Source organism: Nonomuraea sp. NPDC004702 (genome assembly GCF_053601695.1).
On record NZ_JBSGCE010000049.1, the window covers coordinates 39,486 to 66,266 of the forward strand.

A 26,781-nucleotide genomic window follows, 5' to 3' on the forward strand; every position below is an offset into this window, starting at 1 on the left:
ACCCCACCCCCGTCCGGGAGGCACGGTCGGTGGTGGTTCTCGCGTTCAGGCGGGACGTGCGGTTGCTGGTCATCGGCCCGCCGCGTAGCCCTGGGCGCCGCGGGGGTTGGCGGCGGCCCGCAGGAAGGCGCCGTCGCGGGCCACCGCGCTCAGCCTGCCGAGCGACCACGGGCCCTCGACCTCGACCTCGTGCCCGCGCCGCCGCAGCTCGGCCACCACCCCCGGGTCGAGCCGCTCCTCGACGTGCAGCACCCCGGGGCGCGAGCCACGCGGGAAGAACGAGCTGGGGAAGTGCGCGGAATGGAACATGGGAGCCTCGATCGCCTCCTGGAGGTTGAGCCGCCCGTGCACGACGGCCAGGAAGAAGTTGACACTCCACTGGTCCTGCTGGTCGCCGCCCGGCGTGCCGAACGCCAGCCACGGCCTGCCGTCCCGGGTGGCGAACGACGGCGACAGCGTGGTGCGCGGGCGCGCGCCGGGCCGCAGCGAGGCGGGCAGCCCCTCCTGCAGCCAGAACATCTGCGCCCTGGTGCCCAGGCAGAAGCCGAGCTCGGGGATCGTGGGGGAGCTCTGCAACCAGCCGCCGCTGGGCGTGGCCGAGACCATGTTGCCGAACCGGTCCACGACGTCCACGTGACAGGTGTCGCCCCGCACCGCGCCGTCCGGCGTCACCGTCTGCTCACCGGCGCCGGTCAGGGGGCGCGGGCGGCCGGTCGGCGGTGCGTCGTGGCGGGCGACCGTCGGCTCGCCGATGCCCGGACGAACGGGCGCCGGAATCGCGGGGGAGAGGGCCGCCGCGCCGGGCGGGAGGACCGGCAGCCGCGGCTCCCGGCCGCCGGGCGCGCCCGGCCGCAGCTCCAGGCTGGCCTCGGTCCCGATCAGCCGCCGCCGCTCTTCGTTGTACGCCGCGCTCAGCAGGTCGGCCATGGGGACGTCCGCGTCGCCGTACCAGGCTTCGCGGTCGGCGAAGGCGAGCTTGGCCGCCTCGGTCACCACGTGCACGTAGTCGGCGTCCAGGAAGCCGGCGGCGTCGAGGTCGAACCCGGACAGCAGGGCGAGCTGCTGCAGGAAGACCGGCCCCTGCCCCCAAGGTCCCGTCTTGTACACGGTGTGCCCGCGGTAGCCGAAGCTCACCGGCTCCTCGACCGTGGCGGACCAGCGGGCCAGGTCGTCCCCGGTGAGCAGGCCGCCGTGGACCCCGCCCGAGCTGTCCCGCCAGGCGGTGCCGGTGCTGAAATCGGCGACGGCCTCGGCGACGAAACCCTCGTACCAGGCATGCCGGGCGGCGGCGAGCTGACCTTCGCGGGTGCCCGAGGCGGCCTCGGCCTCGGCGACCAGCCTGCGGTAGGTCGCCGCGAGCACCGGGTTGGCCAGCCTCGAACCGGGCGCGGGCACCCGGCCGTCCGGCAGCCAGGTGGCCGCCGACGTGGGCCAGTCGTGCCTGAACAGCTCCTCGACCGTGCCGATCGTGGCGGCGATCCGGTCGAGCACCGGCACGCCGCGCTCGGCGTAGTGGATCGCCGGGGCCAGCACCTCGGCCAGCGACCAGGTGCCCCAGCGCTCCAGCAGCAACATCCAGCCGCCGAACGCACCGGGCACCGTCGCGGCCAGCAGACCCGTGCCGGGGACGACGTCCAGCCCCATCGCGGCGAAACGCTCGACGGTCGCGGCGGCGGGGGCCACGCCCTGGCCGCACACCACCGAGACCTTCTGCTCCTCCTCGCTCCACAGCAGGATCGGCACCTCGCCGCCGGGGCCGTTCAGATGCGGTTCGGCGACCTGGAGCACGAACCCGGCCGTCACCGCCGCGTCGAAGGCGTTGCCGCCGCGCTCCAGCACGCCCATCCCGGCCGCCGAGGCCAGCCAGTGGGTGCTGGCGACCATGCCGAAGTCGCCCGTCAGCTCGGGTCTGGTGGTGAACAACGGTCTCTCCTCCGGGGGGACGGTTCAGGAGACTGTATACAATCCCCGCGCCTCACCCGTGCTGCGGGGTACCGGTTGCCGCCTGCGCGTCCTTGTTGTCCGTGTTGTTTGGGTGGTTGGCCGTACGGGGCACGGCCGCGAGGAACGACCGGCGGGCGGCGGCGACGTGCGCGACCGCCCTGGCCTGGGCCTCGTCCTCGTCGCCCGCCGCGATGGCCTCGCACAGGCTCAGGTGTTCGGTCCAGGAGTGCGGCCCCCGGGCGGCGGCGGTCTGGCTGAAGACCCACTGCGCCCGCAGCACCATCGGCTTCATCATCAGGTTGAGGTAGGAGTTGCCCGCCGCCTCGCCCACGGCCAGGTGGAAGGCGGTGTTGAGCTCGGCCACCGCCGCCGGTCGCCCGGCCGCCACGGCCTCCCCGGCCGCGTCGAGGATCCGGCGCAGCCGCGCGACGGCCTCGGGGCTGCGCTTGCGCGCCGCCAGCCGGGCGGCCAGGCCCTCGACCGCCATGCGCACGTCGAAGAGCTCCTCGCCCTCCTCGGCCGTCAGCCGCGCGACCGTCGCGCCGACCCGGGGGACGACCTCGACGAACCCCTCGGCCGCCAGCACCTGGATGGACTCGCGCACGGGGTTGCGCGACACGCCGAGCAGCGCAGCCAGCCGATCCTCGACCAGCCGCTCTCCCTGCGCCAGCTCACCGGACAGGATGCGACGACGCAGCTCCTCGGTGACCTCGCCCAGCAGCGTCGTACGCCCCGCGCCCCGCATCACATCAGCCATATGGCCGCCCATCGTATACAAATCCGTGGACGGCCGAGCGCCCGCCACCACCGATGGTCAGGCGCGTAGGCGCAGCCCCCGGGGGGTCGGATGGAACCCGGCCGCCTCCAGAGCGGCCGCCAGCGGCGATTCCACGATGGACGTGCCGTCGGCCCGCTCCACCGTCAGCTTGCCGAGCGCCCCGTCGCGTACGGCCAGCGCCAGCGCGTCGACCGCCGGTTGCAGCCGCTCGTCGTCGGCGAACGACAGCAACGTCTTGCCGCCCCGCTCCACGTACAGGACGAGGTAGCCGTCCACGAGCACGACCAGCGCGCCCGCCTTCCTGCCTGGCTTGTGCCCGACGTCGCCGGGACGTTGCGGCCAGGGCAGCGCGGCCCCGTACGGACTGGCCGGGTCGGCGGCGGCCAGCACCACGGCCCGCCGCCCGGCCCCGCCCCGGCCGCCTTGACCGGGCATCCCGGCCTCGCCGCCCCGGTCGAACCCGCCGCCCCCGGACCGCGAGCTCCGGCCGCCCTCTCCGCCGCCGAACCCCCCGCCCGGGAGACCGAACCCCCCGCCGCCGGGCCGGCCGGTCTCCCAAGCGGGAATCTCAGGCGGCGGGCCGAAACCCTCACTCGGCCCACTCCCGGTCGGTGCGACGCTCGGGGTCATGGCGCGCATCCGGTCGACCGCGCCCGCCAGCGCGAACTGCGCGCCTCCCAGCCCCTCGACGAAGTACCCCCGGCGGCACCGCCCGCTCTCCTCATAGGCGCGAAGCACCTGGTAGACAGGCGTGAACCCGCCGGGCAGCCGTTCGGAGGTCACCGCCCCGCGCGTCACCACGCCGTGCCGTTCGAGCAGCACCTCGGCCTGCGCGTGCGCCCGCTGGGTCGCGTCGTCGGCCGGACCGGGCAGCAGCCACCACCGCCCGGCCACGGTCGGCGGCCCGCTCCTCGACGGCAGCACGGCCCGCCGCCGCCGCGTCGTGGCGGGCCGGTGCGCCGGACGCCCGGTGCCCAGTGTGGCCCGCAGCGGCGCGAGCGTGTCGCCGGAGACCCGGCCCGACCACACCAGATCCCACAACGCCGAGACCAGCGTCGCGTCGTCGAGCGCCCCGCCCTGGGCCCCGAGCTGGTCGGAGATGCCCCGGAAGAACAGCGCGCCCCCGCCGCCCAGCAGGTCGAGCACGCGCTCGTGCAGCGGGGTCATCGTGATCTCGGCCGGGTCGGGCAGCAGCAGCGGCGCGGTGTCGGCGAAGTAGAGCGACACCCATCCGTCGCCGCCGGGCAACGACCCCTGCCCCACCCACATCACCTCGCCCGACGAGGTCAGCTCGTCGAGCAACGCCGGATGGTAGCCGGGCACCCGCGAGGGCAGCACCAGCGTCTCCAGCGCGGACGCCGGCACCGCGGCCCCCTGGAGCTGCTCGACCGATCGCACCAGCGCGTCCATCGCCCGGGCCGCCCCGGCCCGCGAACCGTCGGACGACGTGCCGGAAGCGGTGATGCCGTGCCAGGCGGGCAGGAAGCGGGCCAGCGTCTCGGGCGCGACCGGCTCGACCTCTTTGCGCAGCCGGGCCAGCGACCTGCGGCGCAACATCCGCAGCACCCCGGCGTCGCACCACTCCTCGCCCCGGCCGCCCGGCCGGAACTCGCCGTTCACCACGCGTCCCGAGGCGGCCAGCCGCCGCAGCGCGTCGGTCACCACGGCCGCGCCGAGCCCGAACCTGGCGGCGGCGGTGCCGGCGTGGAAGGGCCCACGGGTGCGGGCGTGCCGGGCCACCAGGTCGGCCAGCGGGTCGGGCACCGGCTCCAGGAACACGTGCGGCACCCCCACGGGCAGCGGCACGCCGAGCGCGTCGCGCAGCCGGGCGGCGTCCTCCACGGCCGCCCACTGCTCCTCGCCCGCGATGCGCACGCGGATGGCCCGGCGCGCGCGTTCGAGCTCCTCCAGCCAGGACGGGTCGCCGCCGCGCACGCTCACGTCGGGCGTCAGCAGCGGCCCGTGCGAACGCAGCAGGTCGGCCAGGTCCTCGGCGTCGCGCAGCGGCCGGTCGAGCCGGGCCAGCTCGCGCTCGCTGCTCACGATCACGTCGGGGTCGAGCAGCTCGCGCAGATCGGCCTGGCCGAGCAGCTCGGCCAGGAGCGTGGTGTCCAGCGCCAGGGCCTGCGCGCGACGTTCGGCCAGCGGCGCGTCGCCCTCGTACATGAACGCGCCGACGTAGTGGAACAGCAGCGACGCGGCGAACGGCGAGGCCTGCGACGTCTCGACCTCCACCACCCGGATCCGGCGGGCCGCGATGTCGCGCATGAGCTGGACCAGCCCCGGCACGTCGAACACGTCCTGGAGGCACTCGCGCATCGTCTCCAGCACGATCGGGAACGAGGCGTACTGGGACGCCACGCCCAGCAGATGGGCGGCCCGCTGGCGCTGCTGCCACAGCGGGCTGCGCCGGCCAGGCACGCGGCGCGGCAGCAGCAGCGCCCGCCCCGCGCACTCCCTGAACCGGGAGGCGAACATCGCCGACCCGCCCAGCTCCTCGGTGACGATCTGCTCGATCTCCTCGGCGTCGAACGCCGCCACGTCGGTGGGCGGCTCGGCCAGCGTGTCGGGGATGCGCAGCACGATGCCGTCGTCGGAGTGCACGGCCTGCACGTCGATGCCGTAACGCTCGCGCAGCCGCCGGTTGATCGCCAGCGCCCAGGGCGCGTGCACCCGCGCGCCGTAGGGGGAGTGGATCACCACCCGCCAGTCGCCCAGCTCGTCGTGGAAGCGCTCGACCAGCAGAGTACGGTCGTCGGGCACGTAGCCCGTGGCCTCGCGCTGCTCGTCGAGGTAGGCCAGCAGGTTGCTCGCGGCGAACTCGTCGAGCCCCGCCTCCCTGATGCGGTCGGTGGAACCCTGTTTGGCCTGCTCCCGCAGGAACTGCCCGATCGCCCGGCCCAGCTCGGCCGGACGCCCGGCCGTGTCGCCGTGCCAGAACGGCAGCTTCCCCGGCTGGCCGGGAGCGGGCGAGACCAGCACCCGGTCGGCCGTGATGTCCTCGATCCGCCACGACGTCGCGCCCAGCACGAACACGTCGCCCACCCGCGACTCGTAGACCATCTCCTCGTCGAGCTCGCCCACCCGGGACGCCTTCTCACCCACGAGGAACACGCCGAACAGGCCGCGGTCGGGGATCGTGCCGCCGTTGGTCACGGCCAGCCGCTGCGCGCCGGGCCGCCCCTGGAGGGCGCCGGTGACGCGGTCCCAGACGATGCGCGGCCGCAGCTCGGCGAACTCCTCGCTCGGGTAGCGGCCGGCCAGCATGTCGAGCGTCGCCTCCAGCGCGCTGCGCGGCAGGGTGGCGTAGGGGGCGGCCCGCTTGACCACGGTCTCCAGCTCGTCGACGGTCCACTCGTCGAGCGCGGTCATGGCCACGATCTGCTGGGCCAGCACGTCGAGCGGGTTACGCGGGTAGCGCAACTCCTCGATCTGCCCGCCGCGCATGCGCTCGGCCACCACGGCCGTCTGGACGAGGTCGCCCCGGTACTTGGGGAAGATCACCCCTCGGGAGACCGCGCCCACCTGGTGGCCGGCCCGGCCGATGCGCTGCAGCCCGCTGGCCACGCTCGGCGGGGCCTCCACGCACGCCACCAGGTCGACCGCGCCCATGTCGATGCCCAGCTCCAGGCTGGAGGTGGCGACCACGGCGGGCAGCCGCCCCGACTTGAGCGCCTCCTCGATCTGGGCCCGCTCCTCCTTCGACACCGAGCCGTGGTGGGCCCGGACGATCTCGCTCACCACGCCCTTGCTCGCCCCCGCCTGCGCCATCGTCTCGGCGGGCATGCGCCTGGACGGCGGGGGCTCCTGGTCGTCCTGCGGCGGCGTCTCCCAGATCGACAGGTCGATCGCCTCCGGCCCCTGCCGCCGCGTGTAGGCCAGCTCGTTGAGCCGGGTGCACAGCCGCTCGGCCAGCCGCCTGGAGTTGGCGAACACGATCGTCGAGCTGTGGGACTCGATCAGGTCGAACAGGCGGTCTTCCACATGAGGCCAGATCGACCGGCCGGACGACGGCTCGACCTGCTCGGGATCGGGCGCCCCCGCCATCTCCGTCATGTCCTCGACCGGGACGACGACCTCGATCTCGATGCGCTTGTCGGACGGCGGCTGCACCACCGTCGCCGGACGCGTGCCGCCGAGGAAGGCCGCCACCTCGCTCACCGGCCGCACGGTCGCCGACAGCCCCACCCGCTGGGCCGGACGCTCCAGCAGCGCGTCGAGCCGCTCCAGGCTGAGCGCCAGATGGGCGCCGCGCTTGGTGGCCGCGACCGCGTGCACCTCGTCGACGATCACCGTCTCGACGTCGCGCAGCGCGTCGCGCGCCTGGCTGGTGAGCAGTAGGAACAGCGACTCGGGAGTGGTGATCAGGATGTCGGACGGCTTGGCGGCGAACCGCCTGCGCTCCTCGGCCGGGGTGTCGCCGGAGCGGATCGCCACCGAGATCTCCGGGACGGGCAGCCCGAGCCGGCGCGCCGTCTGCCTGAGCCCGGCCAGCGGCGCGCGCAGGTTGCGCTCGACGTCGACGGCCAGCGCCTTGAGCGGCGACACGTAGAGCACGCGGGTGCCCGGCTTGCGCCCCTTCGCGGCACCTTCGCCCGGTGCCTGATCGGCCGCCCGCGCCGCGAGCCGGTCGAGCGACCACAGGAACGCCGCCAGCGTCTTGCCCGACCCCGTGGGGGCGACGACCAGCGTGTTGTCGCCGCGCGCGATCGACTCCCACGCGCCCTCCTGGGCCGCCGTGGGCGCCTGGAAGGCGCCGGCGAACCATTGCCTGGTCACCTGGGTGAAGTGGTCTAGCGAGCTCACCAGCACATACTGCCTCGCGCCACCGACAGAAAACGCATTCGAGCGGCGCCGGGTGATTGAGTGGGGGGCAAGGCGGACATACAGCGACCGTGACCATTGATTATGCCGCCGTCGAGACCCGACGCGCACAGTTGAGAAGCCAGTACGCCTTACCGCACCGGCCGTCGAGCAGCGCCCGTGGCCTGCACCACGTGGCCATGTTGTCGTCCGATGTGGAACGGACCATCAAGTTCTACCAGGAACTGCTGGAGTTCCCGCTGACGGAGATCATCGAGAACCGCGACTACAAGGGTTCGAGCCACTTCTTCTTCGACATCGGCAACGGCAACCTGCTCGCGTTCTTCGACTTCCCGGGGCTCGACCTCGGCCCGTACCAGGAGGTGCTCGGCGGGTTGCACCACGTGGCGATCTCCGTCGACCCCGCCACCTGGGAGCGGCTGCGCGGCAAGCTGGAGATGGCCGGCGTGCCGCACCAGATCGAGAGCGGCGCCTCCATCTACTTCAAGGACCCCGACGGCGCCCGCCTGGAGCTGCTCGCCGACCATCTCGGTGAGATGTACGGTGCGCGAGTTCTGTGACGGTTCGTCCCGGCTCAGCGCCGTGACGCCCTGCGCGTACGCGGCATGCCCGCACGCGGCTCCTGCCTGATTCCCGCGTGCCGCTCCGATCGCTGTCCCTTCTCCTTCTGGACGGCCTGCCGCATCGCGAGTAACAGCCGGCGGCGCCGCACTCTGTTGGCCTTGGTCCTGGCGGTCTTCGGGGGTGAAGACTTGGGGGTCTTTGGCATGCGGATGTCTTACCCACACCTGACGCGATTCCATACTTGGTCCATGCGCCTGACCGAGTTCTGGAGACGGATGAACGTCCATTTCGGCGAGACCTATGCCGAGTCGTGGGCCCGCGACTACGTGATCGCCCCGCTGGGCGGCCGTACCGTCATCCAGGCGCTGGCCGACGGCGAGAGCGCCAAGACCGTGTGGCGGGCCGTGTGCCAGGTGGAGGACGTCTCGCCCGGGCTACGCTGAACCCCCAGGTCGGGGACGTCCCGGCCGGGCTACGTCGAGCCCAGCGTCCGGCGGAGCGCGTCCGCCGTGGCCTCCAGGTCGTCCGCGCTGCCCTGGCCGCCCGGCGACCACAACAACGTCCAGCCCCCGCTGGAGGGGGTGGCGAAGATGATCGTCTGGCGGCGCGTGCGCGGATGCCACACCCACAGCACCGGATCGTCACCGCCGACCATGCGGCTGACCAGCCCCCGATGGGGCAGCAACTCGGCGAGCGCCTCCAGAAGGGTGCGTCGTTCCCCGGTGTAGCCACTCGCCACTTCGCCGCCTCCCAGCCAATCCCCTGCATGGGAGTCTCCCCAGCTCACGGCGTATGACAACACGTCGGCGGCAACCCGCGCGGGAGATCGCGAACGCCCTCGCCTCATGTGTCCCCGGTGCCCCCCTGGCCCCGGTGCCCGCGCTCTCCGCGCCGGTGGGGAGAGCGTCCGTGGACATCTCCCCACGCGGCGATCCGCATCCTTCGGGACGGCTCAGGTCCGCGCTCTCCGGGACGGGCCGGATTCGTGTTCTCCGGGACGGGCCGGAGCCGCGTTTTCCCGGGCGGGTCAGATGCCGCTCGTCCGCGAGGGACAGGCGTTCGTCGGACCCGGACCCAGGCAGTCGCCCATGCGAGGGCACCCCATCACCTCCGCCCGCCGCGCCCGATCCCACGGCCGCGACCCCCCGGGCAGACCCCACGGCCAATCGGCCGGCAACCACCATGAACGCGAGCGACGTCCGAGCATCGGCCTCGCCCTCCTCTGAACACGCCGCATGCATCCCAGCAGCGTGTTCGTGATGTGATCGAACAGCCGTTCGGCTACGATGAACCTGCCGAACCCGGCCACGCCTTCCCCGACCGTCTCAGAAAATGTCGGTGGCAGGCCGTAGCTTTCACTCGACTGATCGGACCACGACCCTCCAGAGGGAGCTCCCATGGCTATCAACGACCGCGAGAAGGCCCTCGAGACCGCGCTCGCTCAGATCGAGCGGCAGTTCGGCAAGGGCTCCGTCATGCGACTGGGCGACGACGCCCGAGCCCCCATCGAGGTGATCCCCACCGGGTCGATCTCCCTTGACGTGGCCCTCGGCATCGGCGGCCTCCCGCGTGGGCGCATCGTCGAGATCTACGGCCCCGAGTCCTCGGGCAAGACCACGGTCGCCCTGCACGCGGTGGCCAACGCCCAGCGGGCCGGCGGCATCGCGGCGTTCATCGACGCCGAACACGCCCTTGACCCCGAATACGCCAAGAAGCTGGGCGTCGACACCGACGCTCTGCTGGTCTCCCAGCCCGACACCGGTGAGCAGGCGCTCGAGATCGCCGACATGCTGATCAGGTCCGGCGCGGTGGACATCATCGTCATCGACTCGGTGGCCGCCCTGGTGCCCAAGGCCGAGATCGAGGGCGAGATGGGCGACAGCCACGTCGGCCTCCAGGCCCGCCTCATGTCCCAGGCCCTGCGCAAGGTCGCCGGCGCGCTCAACAGCACCGGCACCACCGCGATCTTCATCAACCAGCTCCGCGAGAAGATCGGCGTCATGTTCGGCAGCCCCGAGACCACGACCGGTGGTAAGGCGCTCAAGTTCTACGCCTCCGTCCGCATGGACATCCGCCGCATCGAGACCCTGAAGGACGGCACGGAGGCGGTCGGCAACCGCACCCGGGTCAAGGTCGTCAAGAACAAGATGGCCCCGCCCTTCCGCGTCGCCGACTTCGACATCCTCTACGGCGTGGGCATCTCCCGCGAGGGCGGCCTCATCGACATGGGCGTCGAGCACGGCTTCGTCCGCAAGTCGGGCGCCTGGTACACGTACGAGGGCGACCAGCTGGGCCAGGGCAAGGAGAACGCGCGTAACTTCCTGAAGAACCACCCCGACATGGCCAACGAGATCGAGAAGAAGATCAAGGACAAGCTCGGGGTCGGTCCGAAGCTCGACACGCCCGCCGAGCCCGCCGCCGCCGTCCCGGCTCCCGCCGCCGCGCCCTCGGGTCGTGGCTCGAAGTCCACCCCCAAGCCGGGTGACGTCTGATCGGTCGGCGCATGAGTGACAGGGATCCGTCGCAGGCGCCCCGTTCCCAGGACTGGGGCGCATGGCCCGACCTCCCCGCCTCGGGGGAGCGCAGAAAGCGCGGACCCCGCGGCTCCCGGGCCACCCCCTCCGACCCGACGTCCACGTCCACCACCCCCGAGCCGCCGACCTGGGCCACCCCGGCCGAGTCGGTGTCCGGGGCCGTCACCCCCGAGCCGGTGACCCGGCGGGCTACCGGCCGTCCGGCCTCGGGCAGGGGCTCACGTGGCGCCGACCTGGCCCGGTCGGCCGCGGACGGCTGGCCGTCGGTAGACGAATGGCACGAACAACGCGCCCGCCTCCGAGCCGCCGCCTCCGAGCCGACCACCCCCGACGACGACCACTCGCCGACCACCCACACCAGGGCAGATGACCCGGCTCCCCACGACGGGCTGGCCGACGCCGCCGATCCCGCCGGGGCCGCCGGCATGGAGGGCATGGCCGTCCACGACCAGGCGGACGCTGCGGTCGTTCACCATGAAGCGGACGACGTGGTGGTTCGCGACGATACGGACGACGTGATCGTCTCTGCGGACGTGGACGACGTGGTCATCTCTGCGGACGTGGACGACGTGGTCGTCTCTGCGCAGGTGGACGACGAGGGCGTGTCAGGCTGGGGTGCGGGCGGGCAGGCCGTTGTCGTGCCCCCGGCGTGGGGCCCCGGCCGGGAGATGACCGCGCCGACCTTCCACTGGCCGGGCGACCCCCGCTCCCAGGCCGACGAGGGAGATACGGACTCGACTCGCGAAGCCGACGGGAGCCTGAGCAATAAGGCTGCGGTCGGGCTCAGCGAAGGGGCGCCCGTCGTCCCGAGCGATGAGGCTGACGTTGGGCCGCGCAGAAGGGCGGGCGTTGTGCCGGAAGGCGACGCCGATGTTGGGCTGGGCGAAGGGGCTGGCGTCGCGCCGGGCGGTGAGGCCGATGTTGCGCTGAGCGGTGAAGCGGGTTTCGGGTTCAGGCCGCGTAGTGAGGTGTTCATGACGTGGCCGGGCGCTGAGCATGGAGAGCCGGCTGACCGGCCCTCTCCCGGCCGGCTCCACTCGGCCGCCCCCAGCGCCCAGGACGACGAAGCCGCCCCCGACGGCAGCCCGTCTGATCGCGGCCGAGCTGGTGGGCGAGGCAGTGGCCGGACCGGCGGCCGGGCCCGGGGACGGGGATCCCGAGGGCGCTCGGACGAGGGCGCCGACGCGCCGATCTTCGTCTGGCCGGGCGAGCGTAAGACTCCTGCCGACCACAGCGGTGTCCCGGACTTGCTTGCCGAAGACGGCCGCACCGAACCGGCCCGTAAGGGCAGTTCCGAAAGGCGTAAGAAGAAGGCCCAGATCGACGAGGGATTCGCCGGAAGCTCCCCGGACGAGCTGGGCGATCATGACGGCGAAGGCGTTGCCGGGGATGCTGGGCGGCGTACGAGCAGGCGGCGGGCTCAGGACGGCGAGGTTTTCTCTGGAAGCCCTTCGGATGAGCCGAGTGGCCATGATGGCGAGGATGCTGCCGGCGTTGCTCCGCGGCGTGCGAGCGGGCACGGAGATCAGGAGAGTGAGGAAAGCTCCGGGGCGCGGACGGCTGGGCTGAGTGGTCAGGATGACGACAGTGTCACTGAGGAGCGCCTGCGGGAACGGGAAGATCCGTACGAGCCCGGCGGCGTTGGCGGAAGCCCGGAGGGCGAGGCTTCCTCCGAGGTGAAGCGCGGCGCCGATGAGTGGCATTCTGAGGTGCTGGCCGGAAGCAGCTGGTTTGGCGATGAGCAGGACGCGGGTGGGAAGAAGCGTTCAGGCAAGGGGCGCCGGACAGGCGGCCGGGGCGCTGGACGAGGGAGCGGCAGGGGGAGCGGACGCTTCGGGAGAGGCGCGACCGGCCGTGGCGGCCCGCCGTCCGACGGGTCGCCGTCTGACGGGCCAATGCGCGATGGGCCGCTGCACGACGGGTCATCGCATGGCGGGTCATCGCATGGCGGGCCGTTGCCTGATGGGCCGGACGTCGGCAGTTCCGCTGCGGCGGCGCCCGCGGCGGACCCGGAGTCCGTTGCGCGGGCGATCTGTCTTCGGCTGCTCACCATGGCTCCCAAGACGCGGGCGCAGCTCGCCGAGGCCCTTCGTAAGCGGGACGTACCGGATGAGGCTGCCGGAAAGGTGCTTGATCGGTTTGTCGAGCTCGGGCTGATCAATGACGAGGCGTTCGCGGAGGCATGGGTCGATTCCCGGCACCACGGTCGGGGCCTCGCCAAGCGTGCGCTCGCGGCCGAGTTGCGCCATCGGGGTGTGGACACCGAGACCGTGAAGGAAGCCGTGGAGCGCCTGGACTCCGACCAGGAGGCCGAGACGGCCCGCCGGCTGGTGGACCGTAAGCTCGCCTCCACCCGATCTCTCGACTCGCAGACCCGTACGCGGCGTCTGGCCGGCATGCTCGCCCGCAAGGGGTACTCGTCGGGGCTGGCGTACCGGGTGATCCGGGAGGCTCTCGAACAGGAGGGCATCGACCTGGAGGACGACTTCTCCTGATCCACCAGGGTCCTCCACCTGCCCCGCCACCAGGTCCAAAGGCTGTCACGCTCAGGGCTCAGAGAGATGAGGGGGCTGGGGGTCTGCCTCCGGGGCTGGACCCCGCTCCCGCTCGGGGCTTGGGAGACGGCCTGGAGGTCTGTCGCCGGTTCGGACTTCAGGGAAGCCGAAGGGGGCCGTCGGTCTGCCACCGAGTTCAGAGCTTGAGGAGACCCGGGTGGGCTAGGCGAGTTGGTTGGCTTGGTGGAGGTGGTCGAAGATGAGTTGGTCGACCGGGGATACGCGGTTGCGGTCGGCGTAGGTGAGCCAGGTGATTTCTTCGATCTCGTTGCCGGCTGTCGGGACTCCGTGGTGCTCGGCGGTGTAGCAGGTCATCCGTACGGTGACGCCGTCGGGGTGGCCGTGTGCCTGGGCGTGGAAGGTGCCCAGGTGGGTGGCGGTGGCCGGGATGATGGTGATGGAGAGTTCCTCGTCGATCTCGCGGATCAGCGTGTCGAGGTCGGTTTCGCCGGGCTCGCGTTTGCCGCCGGGGAGGTAGTAGGCGTTCTTGCCTCGTGAGCGGGTGCTGAGGATCTTGTTGTTGTCCAGGTGGATCCAGGCGATCTTGTCGATGAGGTTGTTCACCGTGTGCTCCTTTTGGGGCGGGCGAGCCGGGCGTCGGGCGTTCGAAGAGTTTCTCGCGGGCGACGGGGGACGTAGGGCTGGGGGTGCCCGTCGGAGGCCTACGGTTTCACGGCCGGTGGTCGCTGGGTGCGGGTCGTGGGCTTTGTCTGGGCAATGGGGGTTGGAGAGGTGCGAGTGGGGGACAAATGGGGGTGATCGTGGGTTATGTGGTTGATTGGGGAGATGCGGGCCCGTAAGACACGCTTGAGGACGCGTTTGCTTGCTCGTGACCTGTTCGACGCATAACCTCGACGGCAGTGAGGAGTTACTCCGCGCAGCGCGGATTGCCATACCGGTGAACGACGGACGAACGAGCTCGGTTGATCGAGGCAGGCGAGGTGTCGGCTATGGGGGCCGATGCCCGGTCCGCCTTGGCCTGACATCGGTCCTGGAGACGACGCCGACCGGGCTTTCCGCGGCGCGCACGTGACCCCTCCCGTTTTGGGTCCGCGTTATGAGGTGTTGACGACGCGAGGAGGGCGGGGCGCGCATGCAGCCGCTTGTCGTGGTGCTGATGGTGGCCGTGCTCGTGCTCGCGTTCGGGATGATCGTGGCGCTGCTCGTCGTCATACGCCGTACCTCTAGCGGTTTGCCCCGGAAGTCCGAGCCGAGCCCTGAGCAGGTGGAGGCCGTACACACGGAGCTTGAGGAGGCGCGGGAGCGGGCCAGGGAGATCCGCGCCAAGGCGGAGAGCGACGCCGAGGAGCTCCTGCGCAGGTCGGAGAGCGCCGTCGAGAGCGCCGCGCAGATGCGGCGGGAGGTCGAGGAGGAGAGCCGGATCCTGAAGTCCGAGCTCAAGGAGCTCCGGACCGATCTCGAACGCAGGGAGGCCAGGCTGGCCGAGCGCGAGCAGCGGCTCGACGAGGAGGCCAGGCGGCAGTCCGAGCGGGACAGGAAGCTGGCCGAGACCGAGGTCGAGCTGGCCGACCGGCGCGAGGAACTGCTCCAGGTCGAGGACGAGCGGCGGGTGATCCTGGAACGGGTCGCCGGGCTGACGGGCGAGCAGGCCAAGTCCGAGCTGGTCAAGGAGATCGAGAACCAGGCCAAGCGCGAGGCGGCGCTGATCATCAGGGAGATCGAGGGCGAGGCCCGCAAGGAGGGCGAGAAGCGGGCCACCAAGATCGTGACGCTGGCGGTCCAGCGGGTGGCGGCCGAGCAGACGGCGGAGTCGGTCGTCAGCGTGCTGCACCTGCCCGGCGACGAGATGAAGGGCCGGATCATCGGGCGCGAGGGACGCAACATCCGGGCGTTCGAGTCGACCACCGGCGTGAACCTGATCATCGACGACACGCCGGAGGCGGTGTTGTTGTCGTGTTTCGACCCGGTGCGCAGGGAGACGGCGCGGCTCACGCTGGAGAAGCTGGTGCTGGACGGGCGCATCCATCCGCAGCGCATCGAGGAGGCGCACGACCGCAGCCGCCAGGAGGTCCAGGACCTCTGCGCGCGGGCCGGCGAGGACGCGCTGGTCGAGCTGGGCATCACGGACATGCATCCCGAGCTGACACTGCTGCTCGGGCAGCTTCGATACCGCACCTCCTACGGTCAGAACGTGCTCAAGCACCTCATCGAGTCCGCGCACATCGCCGGGATCATGGCGGCCGAGCTGAAGATGAACCAGCAGCTCATGAAGCGGTGCGCGCTGCTGCACGACATCGGCAAAGCCCTCACGCACGAGGTCGAGGGCAGTCACGCGCTGATCGGCGCCGAGATCGCCCGCCGGTACGGCGAACAGGAGGACGTGGTGCACGCCATCGAGGCGCACCACAACGAGGTCGAGGTGCGTACGGTCGAGGCGGTGCTCACGCAGGCGGCCGACGCCATCAGCGGCAGCCGTCCGGGGGCGCGCAGGGAGTCGCTGGAGGCGTACGTCAAGCGGCTGGAGCGGCTGGAGGAGATCGCGCAGTCGTACGAGGGCGTGGAGAAGGTGTTCGCCATGCAGGCCGGGCGGGAGATTCGCGTCATGGTCAAGCCGGACGCGATCGACGACATCCAGGCGCAGGTGATCGCCCGGGACGTGGCCAAGCAGGTCGAGGAGGAGCTGACGTATCCGGGGCAGATCCGGATCACGGTGGTGCGCGAGTCCCGCGCCACCGAGTTCGCCCGCTGACCCCGAGGAGACCACCCGCCGGTCCCAGGCAGCCCCGCTCGTTCCGAGGATCCCGCCCATTCCAGAGCTCGCTGGTTCCAGGCGCCCGCTGGTTTCAGCAGAGCGCTCATTCCGGGGAGCGCGGGGTAGGGGGACCGTCCAGGGGGCGGATCAGGGCCGGGTCGGAGCCTGCTGACGGGCGAGAGGGTGGCGCGTCGGCGGGCGCGCGTGGTGCGCCCGCCGGGAGGCGTCGCTCGCATCGTCAGGCCAGACGGATCCGGGGGTCCAGGAGCCCGTAGGCGATGTCCACGATCAGGTTCGCCACCACCACGGCGGTGGTGGCCAGGATGACGACGCCCATGATCACCGGCAGGTCCCCGCTGATGAACGCCTGCACCACCGCCTGCCCGATGCCGCCGAGCCCGAAGACCGACTCCGTCACCACCAGACCGCCGATCAGCGTGCCGATGTCCACGCCGAGCTGGGTCACCACGGGGGTCAGCGCGGCCCGCAGGCCGTGCCGGTAGATGACGCGGCCCTCGGGCACGCCCTTGGCGCGGGCCGTACGGATGTAGTCCTCGCCCAGGACGTCCAGCATGGAGCCCCGGGTGAGCCGGGCGTACGAGGCCGCCTGGACCATGGCCAACGTGATCCACGGCAGGATCAGGTGCCGGGCCCATTCGCCGGGGTTCTCGGAGAAGGGCACGTAGGAGTCGGGCGGCAGGATCGGGGCGCCCGCCATGGTGAGCTGGAAGAAGAAGAAATACAGCAGCAGCAGGCCGACGACGAACGTCGGCATCGAGACCCCGGCCAGGGCCAGCGTGGTCAGGGCGCGGTCGAGGAACGAGCGTACGCGGGTGGCGCTGAGCACGCCGGCGCCGACGCCGACGCAGAGCCACAGGACGGCGCCGCCGAGCACCAGCGAGAACGTCGGCGGGAAGTCCTGGGCCAGCAGCTTGCCCACCGATTCGCCCGAGAAGTACGACTGGCCGAGGTCGCCGTGCAGGAGCCGGCCCAGGTAGTCGAAGTACTGGACGATGGTGGGACGGTCGAGGCCGAGGTTGTGCCGGATCAGGTCGACCTGCTCGGGGGTGGCCTGGCGGCCGGCCAGCGTACGGGCGGGGTCGCCGGGGGCGACGAAGAACAGGAAGAACGTGCCCAGGGAGACCAGCCACAACACCAGCACCCCGAGCAGCGTCCGCCGCAGCAGGAACCGTCGCAACATCAGCCCTCCACCTCCTGAAACAATCCCGGCATCCCACCCCGGTCACGAAGCAGCGGCATCGGACCCCCCAGCAGCGGCATCGGACCCGCCGACGGCGGGCGCGGAGGCCGGAGCGGACGCCGGAGCTGAGGCCGCGCGCCGGTTCCGCCGTCGCCGGCGGCTGAACAGCCGTTCCATCCGGGGATCGATGGCGTCCCTGATCCCGTCGCCCACCAGGTTGAACGCCAGCGTCGTGATCAGCAGCGAGGCCGCAGGGAAGCCCAGATACCAGTACGCCACCCGGTAGAACCCTTGGGCCTCGCTCAGCAGGTTCCCCCACGACGGGGTGGGGGGAACGATCCCGAGCCCCAGATAGGACAAGGTGGACTCGAACACGATCGCGGCCGGCACCAGCAGCGTGGTGAGCACGATGACGGGGGCCAGCAGGTTCGGCAGGATGTCCACGAACATGATCCGCGCGTCGCCGGCGCCCATGGACCGGGCCGCCTCCACGTACTCGCGTTCCTTGAGCGACAAGGTCTGGCCGCGCACCACGCGGGCGATCGCCGCCCAGGAGTAGAACGAGATCACCCCGATCGTCGCGGTCAGCGAGGGCCCGGCGATGGACACCACCGCGATCGCGAAGATCAGGTACGGGAACGACAGGACCACGTCCATGAGCCGGGACAGGATGGTGTCGATGACGCCGCCGTAGTACCCGGCCAGCAGCCCGATGACGACCCCGATCAGCGCCGCCACGCCGGTCGCGACCACGCCGACGAGCAGCGAGACGCGCGCGCCGTACAGGACCCTGATGAACAGGTCGCGGCCGAGGCGGTCGGTGCCGAACCAGAACTCGCCGTTGGGCCCGACGGGCAGGCCCTGGTCGGTGATGCCGGTGTCGCGGAACTGCTCGTCGGGGTCGTGGCCGTTCCACGCCGAGATGAGCGGCGCGGCCAGGGCGAGCAGGCACAGCAGCACGACGACGATGCCCGAGATCAGGGCCACCCGGTCGGACCTGATCCGCGCCCAGGCGAGCTGCCAGGGGCTGCGTCCGGCGATCGTGCGGTCGGTGACGACGTCCGGACGGATCTCCGTGAGAGTCATGCGGTCCTCCCGGCGGTCAGGTCCTCGCCCGCCTCGACGGGGTAGTGACAGGCCACCAGGTGCTCCTGGGGCACCAGCAGCGGCTCCTCGGCCGAGCAGCGTTCGCGCGCCTTCGGGCACCGCGGATGGAACCGGCAGCCGGCGGGCGGGTCGATCGGCGAGGGCACGTCGCCGGTGAGGATGATGCGGTGCCGCCGTTCGGCCTCGTCGGGGTCGGCCACGGCGGTCGCCGACAGCAGCGCGTTCGTGTACGGATGGCGGGGCGCCGCGTGCAGCTCCTCAGCGGTGGCCAGTTCGGCCACCTTGCCCAGGTACATGACCGCTATCCGGTCGCTGACGTGCCGCACCACCGACAGGTCGTGGGCGATGAACAGGTACGTCAGCCCGAAGTCGTCCTGGAGGTCCTTGAGCAGGTTGAGGATCTGGGCCTGGATGGACACGTCGAGCGCCGACACCGGCTCGTCGCAGATGATCAGCCGGGGACGCAGCGCGAGCGCCCGCGCGACCCCGATGCGCTGCCGCTGCCCGCCGGAGAACTCGGCGGGGAACCGGTTGTAGTGCTCGGGGTTGAGCCCGACCCGTTCCATCAGCTCCTGGACGGTCCGCCGCAGCTCCTGGCCGCTCTGCACCCGGTGGATGACGAGCGGGTCGGCGATGATCGAGCCGACCCGCCGGCGCGGGTTCAGCGAGCCGTACGGGTCCTGGAAGATCACCTGGATGTCGCGCCGGTAGGGCCGCATCCGGCGCCGCGGCAGGTTCGTGATGTCGGCGCCGTCGAAGCGCACGCTGCCGGAGGTGATGGGATGCAGGCCCGCGATGCACCGGGCGAGCGTGGACTTGCCGCAGCCGGTCTCGCCGACCAGGCCGAGCGTCTCGCCGGGCGACAGCGACAGGCTGACGCCGTCGACGGCTCTGACCTGGCCGATCGTCTGCTTGATCAGCATGCCGCTGGTGATGGGGAAGTGTTTGACCAGGTTCTCGACTTCGAGCAGCATCAGGCCTCCTCCGCCGTGCCGAGCACCGCCCGCTTGCGCAGCGCCTCGGCCTCCGCGCCGAGCCCGATCGCCTCGTGCGGCAGCCAGCACGCCGAGGCGTGCCCGCGCGCGCCCGTGATGGAGGCCAGCGGCGGCCGTTCGGCGGGACAGACCGGCATCACGTACGGGCAGCGCGGATGGAAGGCGCACCCGGACGGGATCGCGATCAGGCTCGGCGGCGAGCCGGGGATGGGCCGCAGCCGTCCGCCGCGGTCGCCGGTGCTGCCCGGGATCGACTCCAGCAGGCCCTTGGTGTACGGGTGGTGCGGTTGGTAGTAGAGCGTGCGCCGGTCGGCCCGCTCGACGACGAGCCCGGCGTACATGACGAGCACCTCGTCGGCCATGCCGGCCACGACGCCGAGGTCGTGCGTGATGAGGACGAGCGCGATGTCGAACTCGGCCTGCACCCGCCCGATCAGCTCCAGGATCTGCGCCTGGACGGTCGCGTCCAGCGCGGTGGTGGGCTCGTCGGCGACGATGAGCTTGGGGTTGAGCGCGAGCGACATGGCGATCATCGCCCGTTGCCGCATGCCGCCGGAGAACTGGTGGGGGTAGTCGTCCACCCTGCGGTCGGGACGGGGGATGCCCACCAGGCCCAGCAGCTCGACGGCCCGTTTCCTGGCCTCGGCGCGGCGGGTGCCGGGATTGTGGACGCGGATCAGCTCCTCGATCTGCCAGCCGACCTTGTAGAGCGGGTGGAGGCTGGTCAGCGGGTCCTGGAAGACCACGCTGATCTCCGCGCCGCGGATGCGGCGAAGCTGTTCGTTGTCGAGTCCGAGCAGATCGACCCCCTCGAACAGGGCCGTGCCCGTGATGTCGGCGTCGGGGGTCAGCCCGAGTATCGCCTGGGTGCTCACGGTCTTGCCGCTGCCGGACTCGCCGACGATCGCCAGCGTCTGGCCGCGGTCGACGGTGAACGACAGCCCCCGCACCGCCTGGACAACGCCGTCGGAGGTGGGGAAGGACACCTGGAGGTCGGTTACCTCAAGCAGGCTCATATGTCTCCCTCGCGGCCGTCCCGCGGGCCCGCCTGCCGGCGCGCCCGCGGGACGCCGGTCGTCAAGGCGTGTTGGGGTTCAGCCAGAGGTTGGTGACGTCGTAGATCTGGTACGACGGCAGGTACAGGGCGTTCTGCACCCGCTTGTTCTTGTAGAGCGGCGTGTTCTGGTTGTTCAGCGGCACGATCACCGCGTCGCCCAGCACCGTCTGGTCGGCCTCGTGCCACAGCGCCGCGGCCTTGGCCTGGTCGGTCTCGGCGAGCGCCCGCTTGATCAGGTCGTCCACCTTGGGGTTGCTGTAGCAGCCGTAGTTGCTGGTGCCGGCGTTGCAGTTGGTCTGGAACAGCGGCTGCATGACCGCGCGGCCGTTGTTGCCGTACCAGTCGGGGATCCAGCCGGGGGCCGACAGGTCCCATTCGCTGTTCTTGGCGTGCGAGGGCGTCTGCAGGTAGGTGTAGTAGTCGCCCTGGCGCAGTGGCAGGCCCTTGACGGTGATGCCGCACTTCTTCAGGTCGGCCGCGTACGACTGGTAGTTGGCCGGGTGGTTGCCCGCGTTGCGGAAGGCGCCGATGAGGGTCAGCCCGTTGGGGTAGCCGGCCTCGCTCAGCAGTTGCTTGCACTTGGCGGGGTCGCCCTGGTCACCAGGCGTCGGGTACGGGTTGTACTCCTGGTAGCCGATGTTGCCGGGCGGGATGACCGTGTGCAGCGCGGTCGCGACGTCCGCGCCGCCGTAGATCTTGGCGATGGCGGTCTTGTTGATCGCGTACTCGATGGCCTGGCGGACCTTGAGCTTGCCCATCGCCCCGCCGGCGTTCTTGCTCTGCAGGTTGAACACCACGTACGGGTTCGTCACCGCGCCGGGGAAGATCGTGAAGTTGGGGTCGTTGCTCTTGAGCTGCGGGATCTGGGAGGTCGGCACCGGCAGGTCCCACGACAGGTCGGCGCTGCCGGCCTCGATCTGCTGCTGGACCGCGTCGGGCTCGCCGACGCCCATCTTGACGTCGATGGCGTTGACGTACTGGTGCCTGATCGGGTCGGACTCCTGCTTCCAGGCCGGGTTCTTCTCCAGCCGGATCGACTTGGTGGCCACGTACGAGGTGATCTTGTACGGTCCGTTGGAGATCACGTGCTGGCGGAAGGTGGCGTCGTCGGGGACGTACTGGTCGTACTCCTGCGGCGCCGCCGAGGCGAAGTTCAGGGCCAGGATGTTGAGGAAGTCACCGGCCGGCTGGGTCAGGGTGAAGACGACCGTCTTGTCGTCCTTGGCCTGCACGCCGGCGATGTCGTGGCCGTTCTGGAAGTCGGCCAGGGCCTTGGCGGTGGGCTTGGCCTTCTCGAACGCCTTGATGTAGGCGTCGCAGTACTCGGCCATGCCCTTGATCGTGCTGGTGTAGTAGCCGGGCGCGCCGGAGCCCGCCACCGGGTTGCAGATGCGCTTGAACCCGCGGACGAAGTCGCCCGCCGTCACCGGCCGCGGCGGCTGGGTGTCCCACTGCACGCCGTCGCGCAACTTGATCGTGTACGTGAGCTTGTCGGCGCTCAGGCCGCCGTTCGCCTCGGTGGGCAGTTCGGTCGCTATGTCGGGCAGCACCTCGTAGCCCTTGGTGGTGTCGGCTCCCGCCGCGACGCCCTGGAGGGCGTACAGCTGGCGCGAGTAGCCGCGCATGATCCCGATGGTGACGACGTAGTAGATGCTGGTCGGGTCGAGATGGTCGACGTCGCCCGAGCCCACGAGCCTGAGCGTGCCGCCCGTGACGGGGCTTCCGGAGCTCTGGCTCGCTGCGGGGGGCGGAGCGGATTTGCTGGTTCCGTTCTGCGTCGCGCAGGAGGTGGCGAGCAGAGTTGCCGCCGCCACCGTGATGATGCTGAGATGGCGCAAGCTGGCCATCTGGCCTCCCTCGTGCCGAGATGGGGGTGTTGTTGGCTGGCACAGCTGGGGCGCGCGTCGTGGCCGCGACGCGCGCCCCACGTTTACTGAGACGAGCAACCCATGCCGGAGGAAGACTGTCGAGGTCGGTTACGTAACTGTTTGCGACTAGCGACTGGTCGGTAATGCTGATTCAGTACGGGAATTGTCTGGAGATCGCGACATTAACTGAATAGCTGCTGGTAGAAAGCCAGCTCGGCGGCCAGGGCCGCGACCCGCGTCTCCAATCGGCGAAATCCATGGGATTCGCCGTCGAAAGCGAGATAAGTGCACGGGACGCCGCGCTCGGACAATGCGTCGGCGAAGGCCGTCGACTGCTCGGGCGGCACCACCGGGTCGTCGAGCCCCTGCAGCAGCAGCATCGGGCAGGACACCCCGTCGACCAGGCCGAGCGGCTCCCTGGAGGCGTAGACGGCCGGGTCGTCGCCGACCAGCCACTCGACGTAACGGGACTCGAAGTCGTGGGTGTGCGCGGCGAGCGGCGCGAGCGCGCTGACGCCGTAGTAGGACACCCCGCCCGCGAACACGCCGGAACGGCAGCAGGCGGCCATCACGGTCCAGCCGCCCGCGCTGCCGCCGCGCACCGCGATCCGGGCCGGATCGGCCAGCCCGGAGTCGGCCAGCCACTGGGCGGCGGCGACGGTGTCGGCGACGTCGACCAGCCCCCACTGGCCGCGCAGCCGCTCCCGGTAGGCGCGGCCGTAGCCGGTGGAGCCGCCGTAGTTGACGTCGAGCACGCCGATGCCGCGCGAGGTCAGGAACGCCTTCTCCAGGTCGAGCGCCGTGTCGGCGTGGGCGGTCGGGCCGCCGTGCACGAACACCACGAACGGCGTCGGCTCCTCGGCGACCTGGTGCAGGAAGGCGTGGACGGGCCGCTCGCCCGGCACGACCACCGGCCGCGGATCGGGCACCCCGGACAGGTCGGGCAGGCGCTCGCCGACCCGCGCCAGGGGCTCGGCCCGCCCGGCGGCGACGTCGACCCGCACGACCGAGCGCGGCAGCCGGGCGGCGTGGCCGACGCCCGTCACGGACATGCCGTCGGCCGCGAGCGCGGCCTGCCATCCGGTGTAGGGCAGGTCGAGGTCGTGGAGCGCTCCCGTGGCCGGGTCGAGCACGCCCAGCCGCAGGTCGCCGCGCCCGTGCAGGACGGCGAGCCGCCCGTCGCCGAGCACGGCGTAGGGCGCGCCGCCGAGCTGCCACGGCGGCTGCGTGAACTCCTCCTCGGCCGGGCACAACGCCCGCGGCGCGGCGCCGTCGAGGCCGCACTCGTAGAGGTTCCACCAGCCGGAGCGGTCGGAGACCAGGTAGAGGGTGGCGTCGTCCTTCCAGGCGGGCGACAGGACGGACTCCGCCTCGCCGCCCAGCACCGTGCGGGCCTGCCCGTCGCGCAGCCGGACGACGCGCAGCTCGGTGCCGTCCCAGGGCATGCGGGGGTGGTTCCAGCAGACGTAGGCCAGGTGGGCGCCGTCGGGGGACGGGACGGGGGAGGCGTAGAAGTCGTGGCCGCAGGCCCGCTCCCGGGGCTCGCCGCCGTCCAGCGGGATCGACACGACGGACCGGGCGATCTTGCCGTGCTCGTCGTGGCGCTCGCGCACCGCCCAGACCTCGCCGTCGTGGACGCTCAGGTCGGCGTAGCGCGACCCTTCGGCGGTGAGGGGTTTCGGCTGGCCGTTTTGCCCGAGAAGGTACAGGCGCTGGTCGGCCAGGCCGGCGAAGACCACGTCGCCGCCGGGCGTCACGGCATAGGGACGCCCGCCGTACTCGTGGACCCTCGTGCGCGCGCTCCAGGGGGCGGGCAGCAGGTCATGGCAGGTGCCGTCGGCCTCGCGGCGGACGATCGCGGTGCGGCCGCCCTCGCCCGGACGGTCTTCGGTCCACCACACCCGGCCGCCCTGCGCGACGGGCCAGCCGGGCCGCAGACCGGCGGCGGCGACGTCGCGGGCGGAGATGGGGGACGGCCAGAAAGGCATACCCGCATCCTGCCGGAAGATCCCGGGCCGTGGGGCGCGATCAAGAACATCTCTCCTGCGGCGGCATCGAGGTGGGCAGGTTGAGCCCGGTGTCGCCGAACCACTTGCGCAGCAGGCGCGTGGCCGTCCCGTCCCGCCACATCTCGACGACGGCCTGCTCGGCGGCCTCGCAGGTGACGATGTCGCCCTTCTTCAGGCCGATGGCGTACCGCTCGTCGGTGAAGGGGTCGTTCAGCAGCCGGAACAGGCCGGGGGCCTGCTGGGCGAAGCCGGCCAGGGTCAGGTCCTCGGTGGAGACGGCGTCCAGCTCGTCGTCGCTGAGCTTGCGCACGCAGTCGGAGTAGTTGGCCGCGGGCACGGCCACGACGGGCAGGTCGAGCTTGCCGTCAGGAGGCGGGTCGGCGACCCGCTTGAAGGAGTTGGAGCCCGGCACCTGGCACACGCGCTTGCCCCGCAGGTCGTTCACGTCGCGGATGGACGCGTCCTCGGCCCGGACCATCGTGTCCTGGTGCACGAGCACGTACGGGCCGGCGAAGGTCACCTTGGGCCGGCGGGCCTCGGTGATGGAGTAGGTGGCGAACACCATGTCCACGGTGCCGTTCTGGAGCAGCGCCTCGCGGCCCGCCGCCGGCGCCTCCCGCCAGGTGATGCGCACGGGACGGCCGCGGGCCAGCTTGGCGACGACGTACCGGGCGACGTCCACGTCGAAGCCCACGGGATCGCCGGGACCGGCCTTCAGGCCCAGGCTCGGCTGGTCCCACTTGGTCCCCACGATGACCTGGCCGGTGCCCCTGATCTTGCCCACGACGTCGGAGTAGGCGCCGCCGCCGCCGCACGCCACCGGTACGGCGAACGCGGCCGTGCCGGCCAGCGCCACCACGACTCCACGTATCCGCACGCACAGGAGTCTGTGGGCTCGGCGGCCCCGGAGGGCCGGTCCGCGTGCCGGGTGGACGAAGATCTGAGGCTTTCTTTACGAGACGGCGGCGGGACGGGCACCCCGGCCCGCCGCCGGGCCCGCAGGTCACTCCACGGGGATGTCGGGCGCCATGCCGCCGCCCTCGGTGCCCTGGCCGGTGGCGACGCCGACGGAGGCCGCGCCGGGGGTGGCGATCGGCCGCGCCGAGGTCTTCCTGCTGCGCCGGCTGCGCCGCTCCAGCAGGGTGGCCAGGTAGCTCAGCGTCATGTTGAGCGCCACGTAGATGACGCCGATGACGATCGCCGCCGGGATCAGCGAGCCGAAGTACGCGGCCGGCAGGATCTTGAACCCGGTGTTGAGCAGGTCGACGTAGGCGATGATGTAGCCGAGCGCGGTGTCCTTCAGCAGCACCACGAGCTGGCTGACGATCGCCGGCATCATCGTCGTGACCGCCTGCGGCAGCAGCACCAGGCGCAGCACCTGGTTCTTGCGCATGCCCACCGCGTAGGCGGCCTCGGCCTGCCCCTTGGGGATGGCGTGCACGCCCGCGCGCACGATCTCCGCCAGCACCGAGCCGTTGTAGAACATCAGGCCCAGCACCACCGCGATGAAGGCGTAGTCGCCGCCACCGGCGATGGCCGGGGCCAGGTAGAAGATGAAGAAGATCAGCAGCAGCAGCGGGATGGACCTGAAGATCTCCACCACCGCGGCCGCCGGCACCCTGATCCAGGCGTGGTCGGAGAGCCTGGCCAGGCCGAAGACCGCGCCGAAGACCAGCGCGAGCACCGCCGCGGCGGCCGCCGCCTCCAGCGTGCCGAGCAGGCCCGGCAGGATGAACTCCTGCCACACCTCGGCCGTCAGGAACGGCTGCCAGATCTTGCCGTCCCACTGGCCCTTGGCGTCGAAGCCCCGGTAGACGAAGTACACGACGGCCAGGACCGCCAGGACACTGATCGCCGTCAGCAGGTGGTTGCGCAGCCGGGCCCGGGGGCCGGGGGCGTCGAACAGGACGGACGCGCTCATCGTGCCACCGCCAGACGCCGGGCCAGCCAGCCGGAGAAGAAGCCGATCGGCATGGTCACGAGCATGAAGGCCACGACCACCCCGAGGAAGATCGGGATCGAGGCCCCCGTGGTGTCGAACGTGAGCTTCATCTCCGCGGCCACGTCGGCGGCGTACCCGCCGGCGACCGCCACCGTCGTGTTCTTGATCATCGCGATCATCACGCTGGCCAGCGGCGCGATGACCGATCGGAACGCCTGCGGCAGGATGATCAGCCGCAGCGTCTGCATGAAGCTCAGCCCGATCGCGCGGGCCGCCTCCGCCTGTCCCATCGGGACCGTGTTGATGCCCGAGCGCACCGCCTCGCACACGAACGCCGACGTGTAGATCGACAGGCCCATCGAGACGATCCAGAAGGAGTTCGTCCGCGGCTCGCCGGAGAAGACGAGGCCGAGCTTGTCGCTCAGGCCCAGCGCCGAGAACGCCAGCACCAGGGTGAGGGGGGTGTTGCGCACCACGTTCACATAGACCGTGCCCACCGCGCGCAGCACGGGCGTCGGGGAGACGCGCATCCCGGCCAGGACCGTCCCGAGGACGAGCGAGACGACCGCGGCCACGAGCGCGATCCTGATGTTCCCCCAGAAGCCCATCGCGAGGTCGGGCAGGTACTTGATTAGTTCATCCATCGTGCTCCACCGCATAGAGCGGCGGCGGCCGGGATCCCGGCCGCCG

The 26,781-nt window shown here is 71.5% G+C and carries 19 protein-coding genes; 5 read left to right on the forward strand and 14 right to left on the reverse strand.

Features of this window, described 5'->3' with window-relative positions; all coding sequences use genetic code 11:
- Positions 1-69: 69 nt before the first annotated feature.
- The 3 genes from ACWEJ6_RS40050 to ACWEJ6_RS40060 all read right to left on the reverse strand — a co-directional run bounded on the left by ACWEJ6_RS40050 (position 70) and on the right by ACWEJ6_RS40060 (position 7,534).
- On the reverse strand, positions 70-1,884 hold the full coding sequence (locus ACWEJ6_RS40050) for a gamma-glutamyltransferase (protein WP_452430739.1): 1,815 nt from the start codon (positions 1,882-1,884) through the stop codon (positions 70-72).
- 91 nt (positions 1,885-1,975) lie between these two features.
- Entirely contained in the window at positions 1,976-2,701 is a 726-nt protein-coding gene (locus ACWEJ6_RS40055) for a GntR family transcriptional regulator (protein WP_452430720.1), read from the reverse strand.
- 57 nt (positions 2,702-2,758) lie between these two features.
- On the reverse strand, positions 2,759-7,534 hold the full coding sequence (locus ACWEJ6_RS40060) for an ATP-dependent helicase (RefSeq protein WP_452430722.1): 4,776 nt from the start codon (positions 7,532-7,534) through the stop codon (positions 2,759-2,761).
- Positions 7,535-7,719: 185 nt separating this feature from the next.
- Between ACWEJ6_RS40060 and ACWEJ6_RS40065 the strand changes: the two genes are divergently transcribed.
- Positions 7,720-8,106 (forward strand): VOC family protein, encoded by a 387-nt coding sequence (locus ACWEJ6_RS40065; protein WP_352352390.1) that lies wholly within the window; start codon positions 7,720-7,722, stop codon positions 8,104-8,106.
- A gap of 252 nt (positions 8,107-8,358) precedes the next feature.
- The gene (locus ACWEJ6_RS40070) at positions 8,359-8,553 is read left to right on the forward strand and encodes a DUF3046 domain-containing protein (protein WP_352352391.1); all 195 of its coding nucleotides are present in this window, start codon (positions 8,359-8,361) and stop codon (positions 8,551-8,553) included.
- 29 nt (positions 8,554-8,582) lie between these two features.
- Here the strand turns inward: ACWEJ6_RS40070 and ACWEJ6_RS40075 are convergent, their stop codons facing one another.
- On the reverse strand, positions 8,583-8,849 hold the full coding sequence (locus ACWEJ6_RS40075; RefSeq protein WP_387672299.1) for a hypothetical protein: 267 nt from the start codon (positions 8,847-8,849) through the stop codon (positions 8,583-8,585).
- Between the two features lie 658 nt (positions 8,850-9,507).
- Between ACWEJ6_RS40075 and recA the strand changes: the two genes are divergently transcribed.
- The gene (gene recA / locus ACWEJ6_RS40080) at positions 9,508-10,602 is read left to right on the forward strand and encodes a recombinase RecA (protein ID WP_352323144.1); all 1,095 of its coding nucleotides are present in this window, start codon (positions 9,508-9,510) and stop codon (positions 10,600-10,602) included.
- A 476-nt stretch (positions 10,603-11,078) separates the two neighbouring features.
- Complete coding sequence (recX, locus tag ACWEJ6_RS40085) at positions 11,079-13,139, forward strand: recombination regulator RecX (RefSeq protein ID WP_452430725.1); 2,061 nt, start codon at positions 11,079-11,081, stop codon at positions 13,137-13,139.
- Between the two features lie 222 nt (positions 13,140-13,361).
- Here the strand turns inward: recX and ACWEJ6_RS40090 are convergent, their stop codons facing one another.
- Entirely contained in the window at positions 13,362-13,763 is a 402-nt protein-coding gene (locus ACWEJ6_RS40090) for an NUDIX hydrolase (RefSeq protein WP_452430727.1), read from the reverse strand.
- 529 nt (positions 13,764-14,292) lie between these two features.
- Here ACWEJ6_RS40090 and rny point away from each other — a divergent pair.
- Positions 14,293-15,909: a ribonuclease Y gene (gene rny, locus ACWEJ6_RS40095; RefSeq protein WP_358291906.1), complete on the forward strand. Its 1,617-nt coding sequence runs from the start codon at positions 14,293-14,295 to the stop codon at positions 15,907-15,909.
- Positions 15,910-16,150: 241 nt separating this feature from the next.
- Here the strand turns inward: rny and ACWEJ6_RS40100 are convergent, their stop codons facing one another.
- The 9 genes from ACWEJ6_RS40100 to ACWEJ6_RS40140 form a co-directional block, all read right to left on the reverse strand.
- Complete coding sequence (locus tag ACWEJ6_RS40100) at positions 16,151-17,113, reverse strand: ABC transporter permease (protein WP_352327360.1); 963 nt, start codon at positions 17,111-17,113, stop codon at positions 16,151-16,153.
- A 42-nt stretch (positions 17,114-17,155) separates the two neighbouring features.
- Positions 17,156-18,199: an ABC transporter permease gene (locus ACWEJ6_RS40105; protein ID WP_387672306.1), complete on the reverse strand. Its 1,044-nt coding sequence runs from the start codon at positions 18,197-18,199 to the stop codon at positions 17,156-17,158.
- Positions 18,196-19,194, reverse strand: a complete 999-nt coding sequence (locus ACWEJ6_RS40110; protein ID WP_387672309.1) for an ABC transporter ATP-binding protein — start codon at positions 19,192-19,194, stop codon at positions 18,196-18,198. The genes ACWEJ6_RS40105 and ACWEJ6_RS40110 overlap by 4 nt, the downstream gene beginning before the upstream one ends.
- Positions 19,194-20,231 (reverse strand): ABC transporter ATP-binding protein, encoded by a 1,038-nt coding sequence (locus tag ACWEJ6_RS40115; RefSeq protein ID WP_352352400.1) that lies wholly within the window; start codon positions 20,229-20,231, stop codon positions 19,194-19,196. Before ACWEJ6_RS40115 ends, ACWEJ6_RS40110 begins: the two co-directional genes overlap by 1 nt.
- Positions 20,232-20,292: 61 nt before the next feature.
- The gene (locus tag ACWEJ6_RS40120) at positions 20,293-22,119 is read right to left on the reverse strand and encodes an ABC transporter substrate-binding protein (RefSeq protein WP_452430731.1); all 1,827 of its coding nucleotides are present in this window, start codon (positions 22,117-22,119) and stop codon (positions 20,293-20,295) included.
- A 203-nt stretch (positions 22,120-22,322) separates the two neighbouring features.
- Positions 22,323-24,128 (reverse strand): S9 family peptidase, encoded by a 1,806-nt coding sequence (locus ACWEJ6_RS40125; RefSeq protein WP_452430733.1) that lies wholly within the window; start codon positions 24,126-24,128, stop codon positions 22,323-22,325.
- 40 nt (positions 24,129-24,168) lie between these two features.
- The gene (locus ACWEJ6_RS40130; protein WP_387672318.1) at positions 24,169-25,026 is read right to left on the reverse strand and encodes a glutamate ABC transporter substrate-binding protein; all 858 of its coding nucleotides are present in this window, start codon (positions 25,024-25,026) and stop codon (positions 24,169-24,171) included.
- A gap of 126 nt (positions 25,027-25,152) precedes the next feature.
- On the reverse strand, positions 25,153-26,070 hold the full coding sequence (locus ACWEJ6_RS40135) for an amino acid ABC transporter permease (RefSeq protein ID WP_387672321.1): 918 nt from the start codon (positions 26,068-26,070) through the stop codon (positions 25,153-25,155).
- Entirely contained in the window at positions 26,067-26,735 is a 669-nt protein-coding gene (locus tag ACWEJ6_RS40140) for an amino acid ABC transporter permease (protein WP_387672324.1), read from the reverse strand. Before ACWEJ6_RS40140 ends, ACWEJ6_RS40135 begins: the two co-directional genes overlap by 4 nt.
- Between the last annotated feature and the right edge of the window lie 46 nt (positions 26,736-26,781).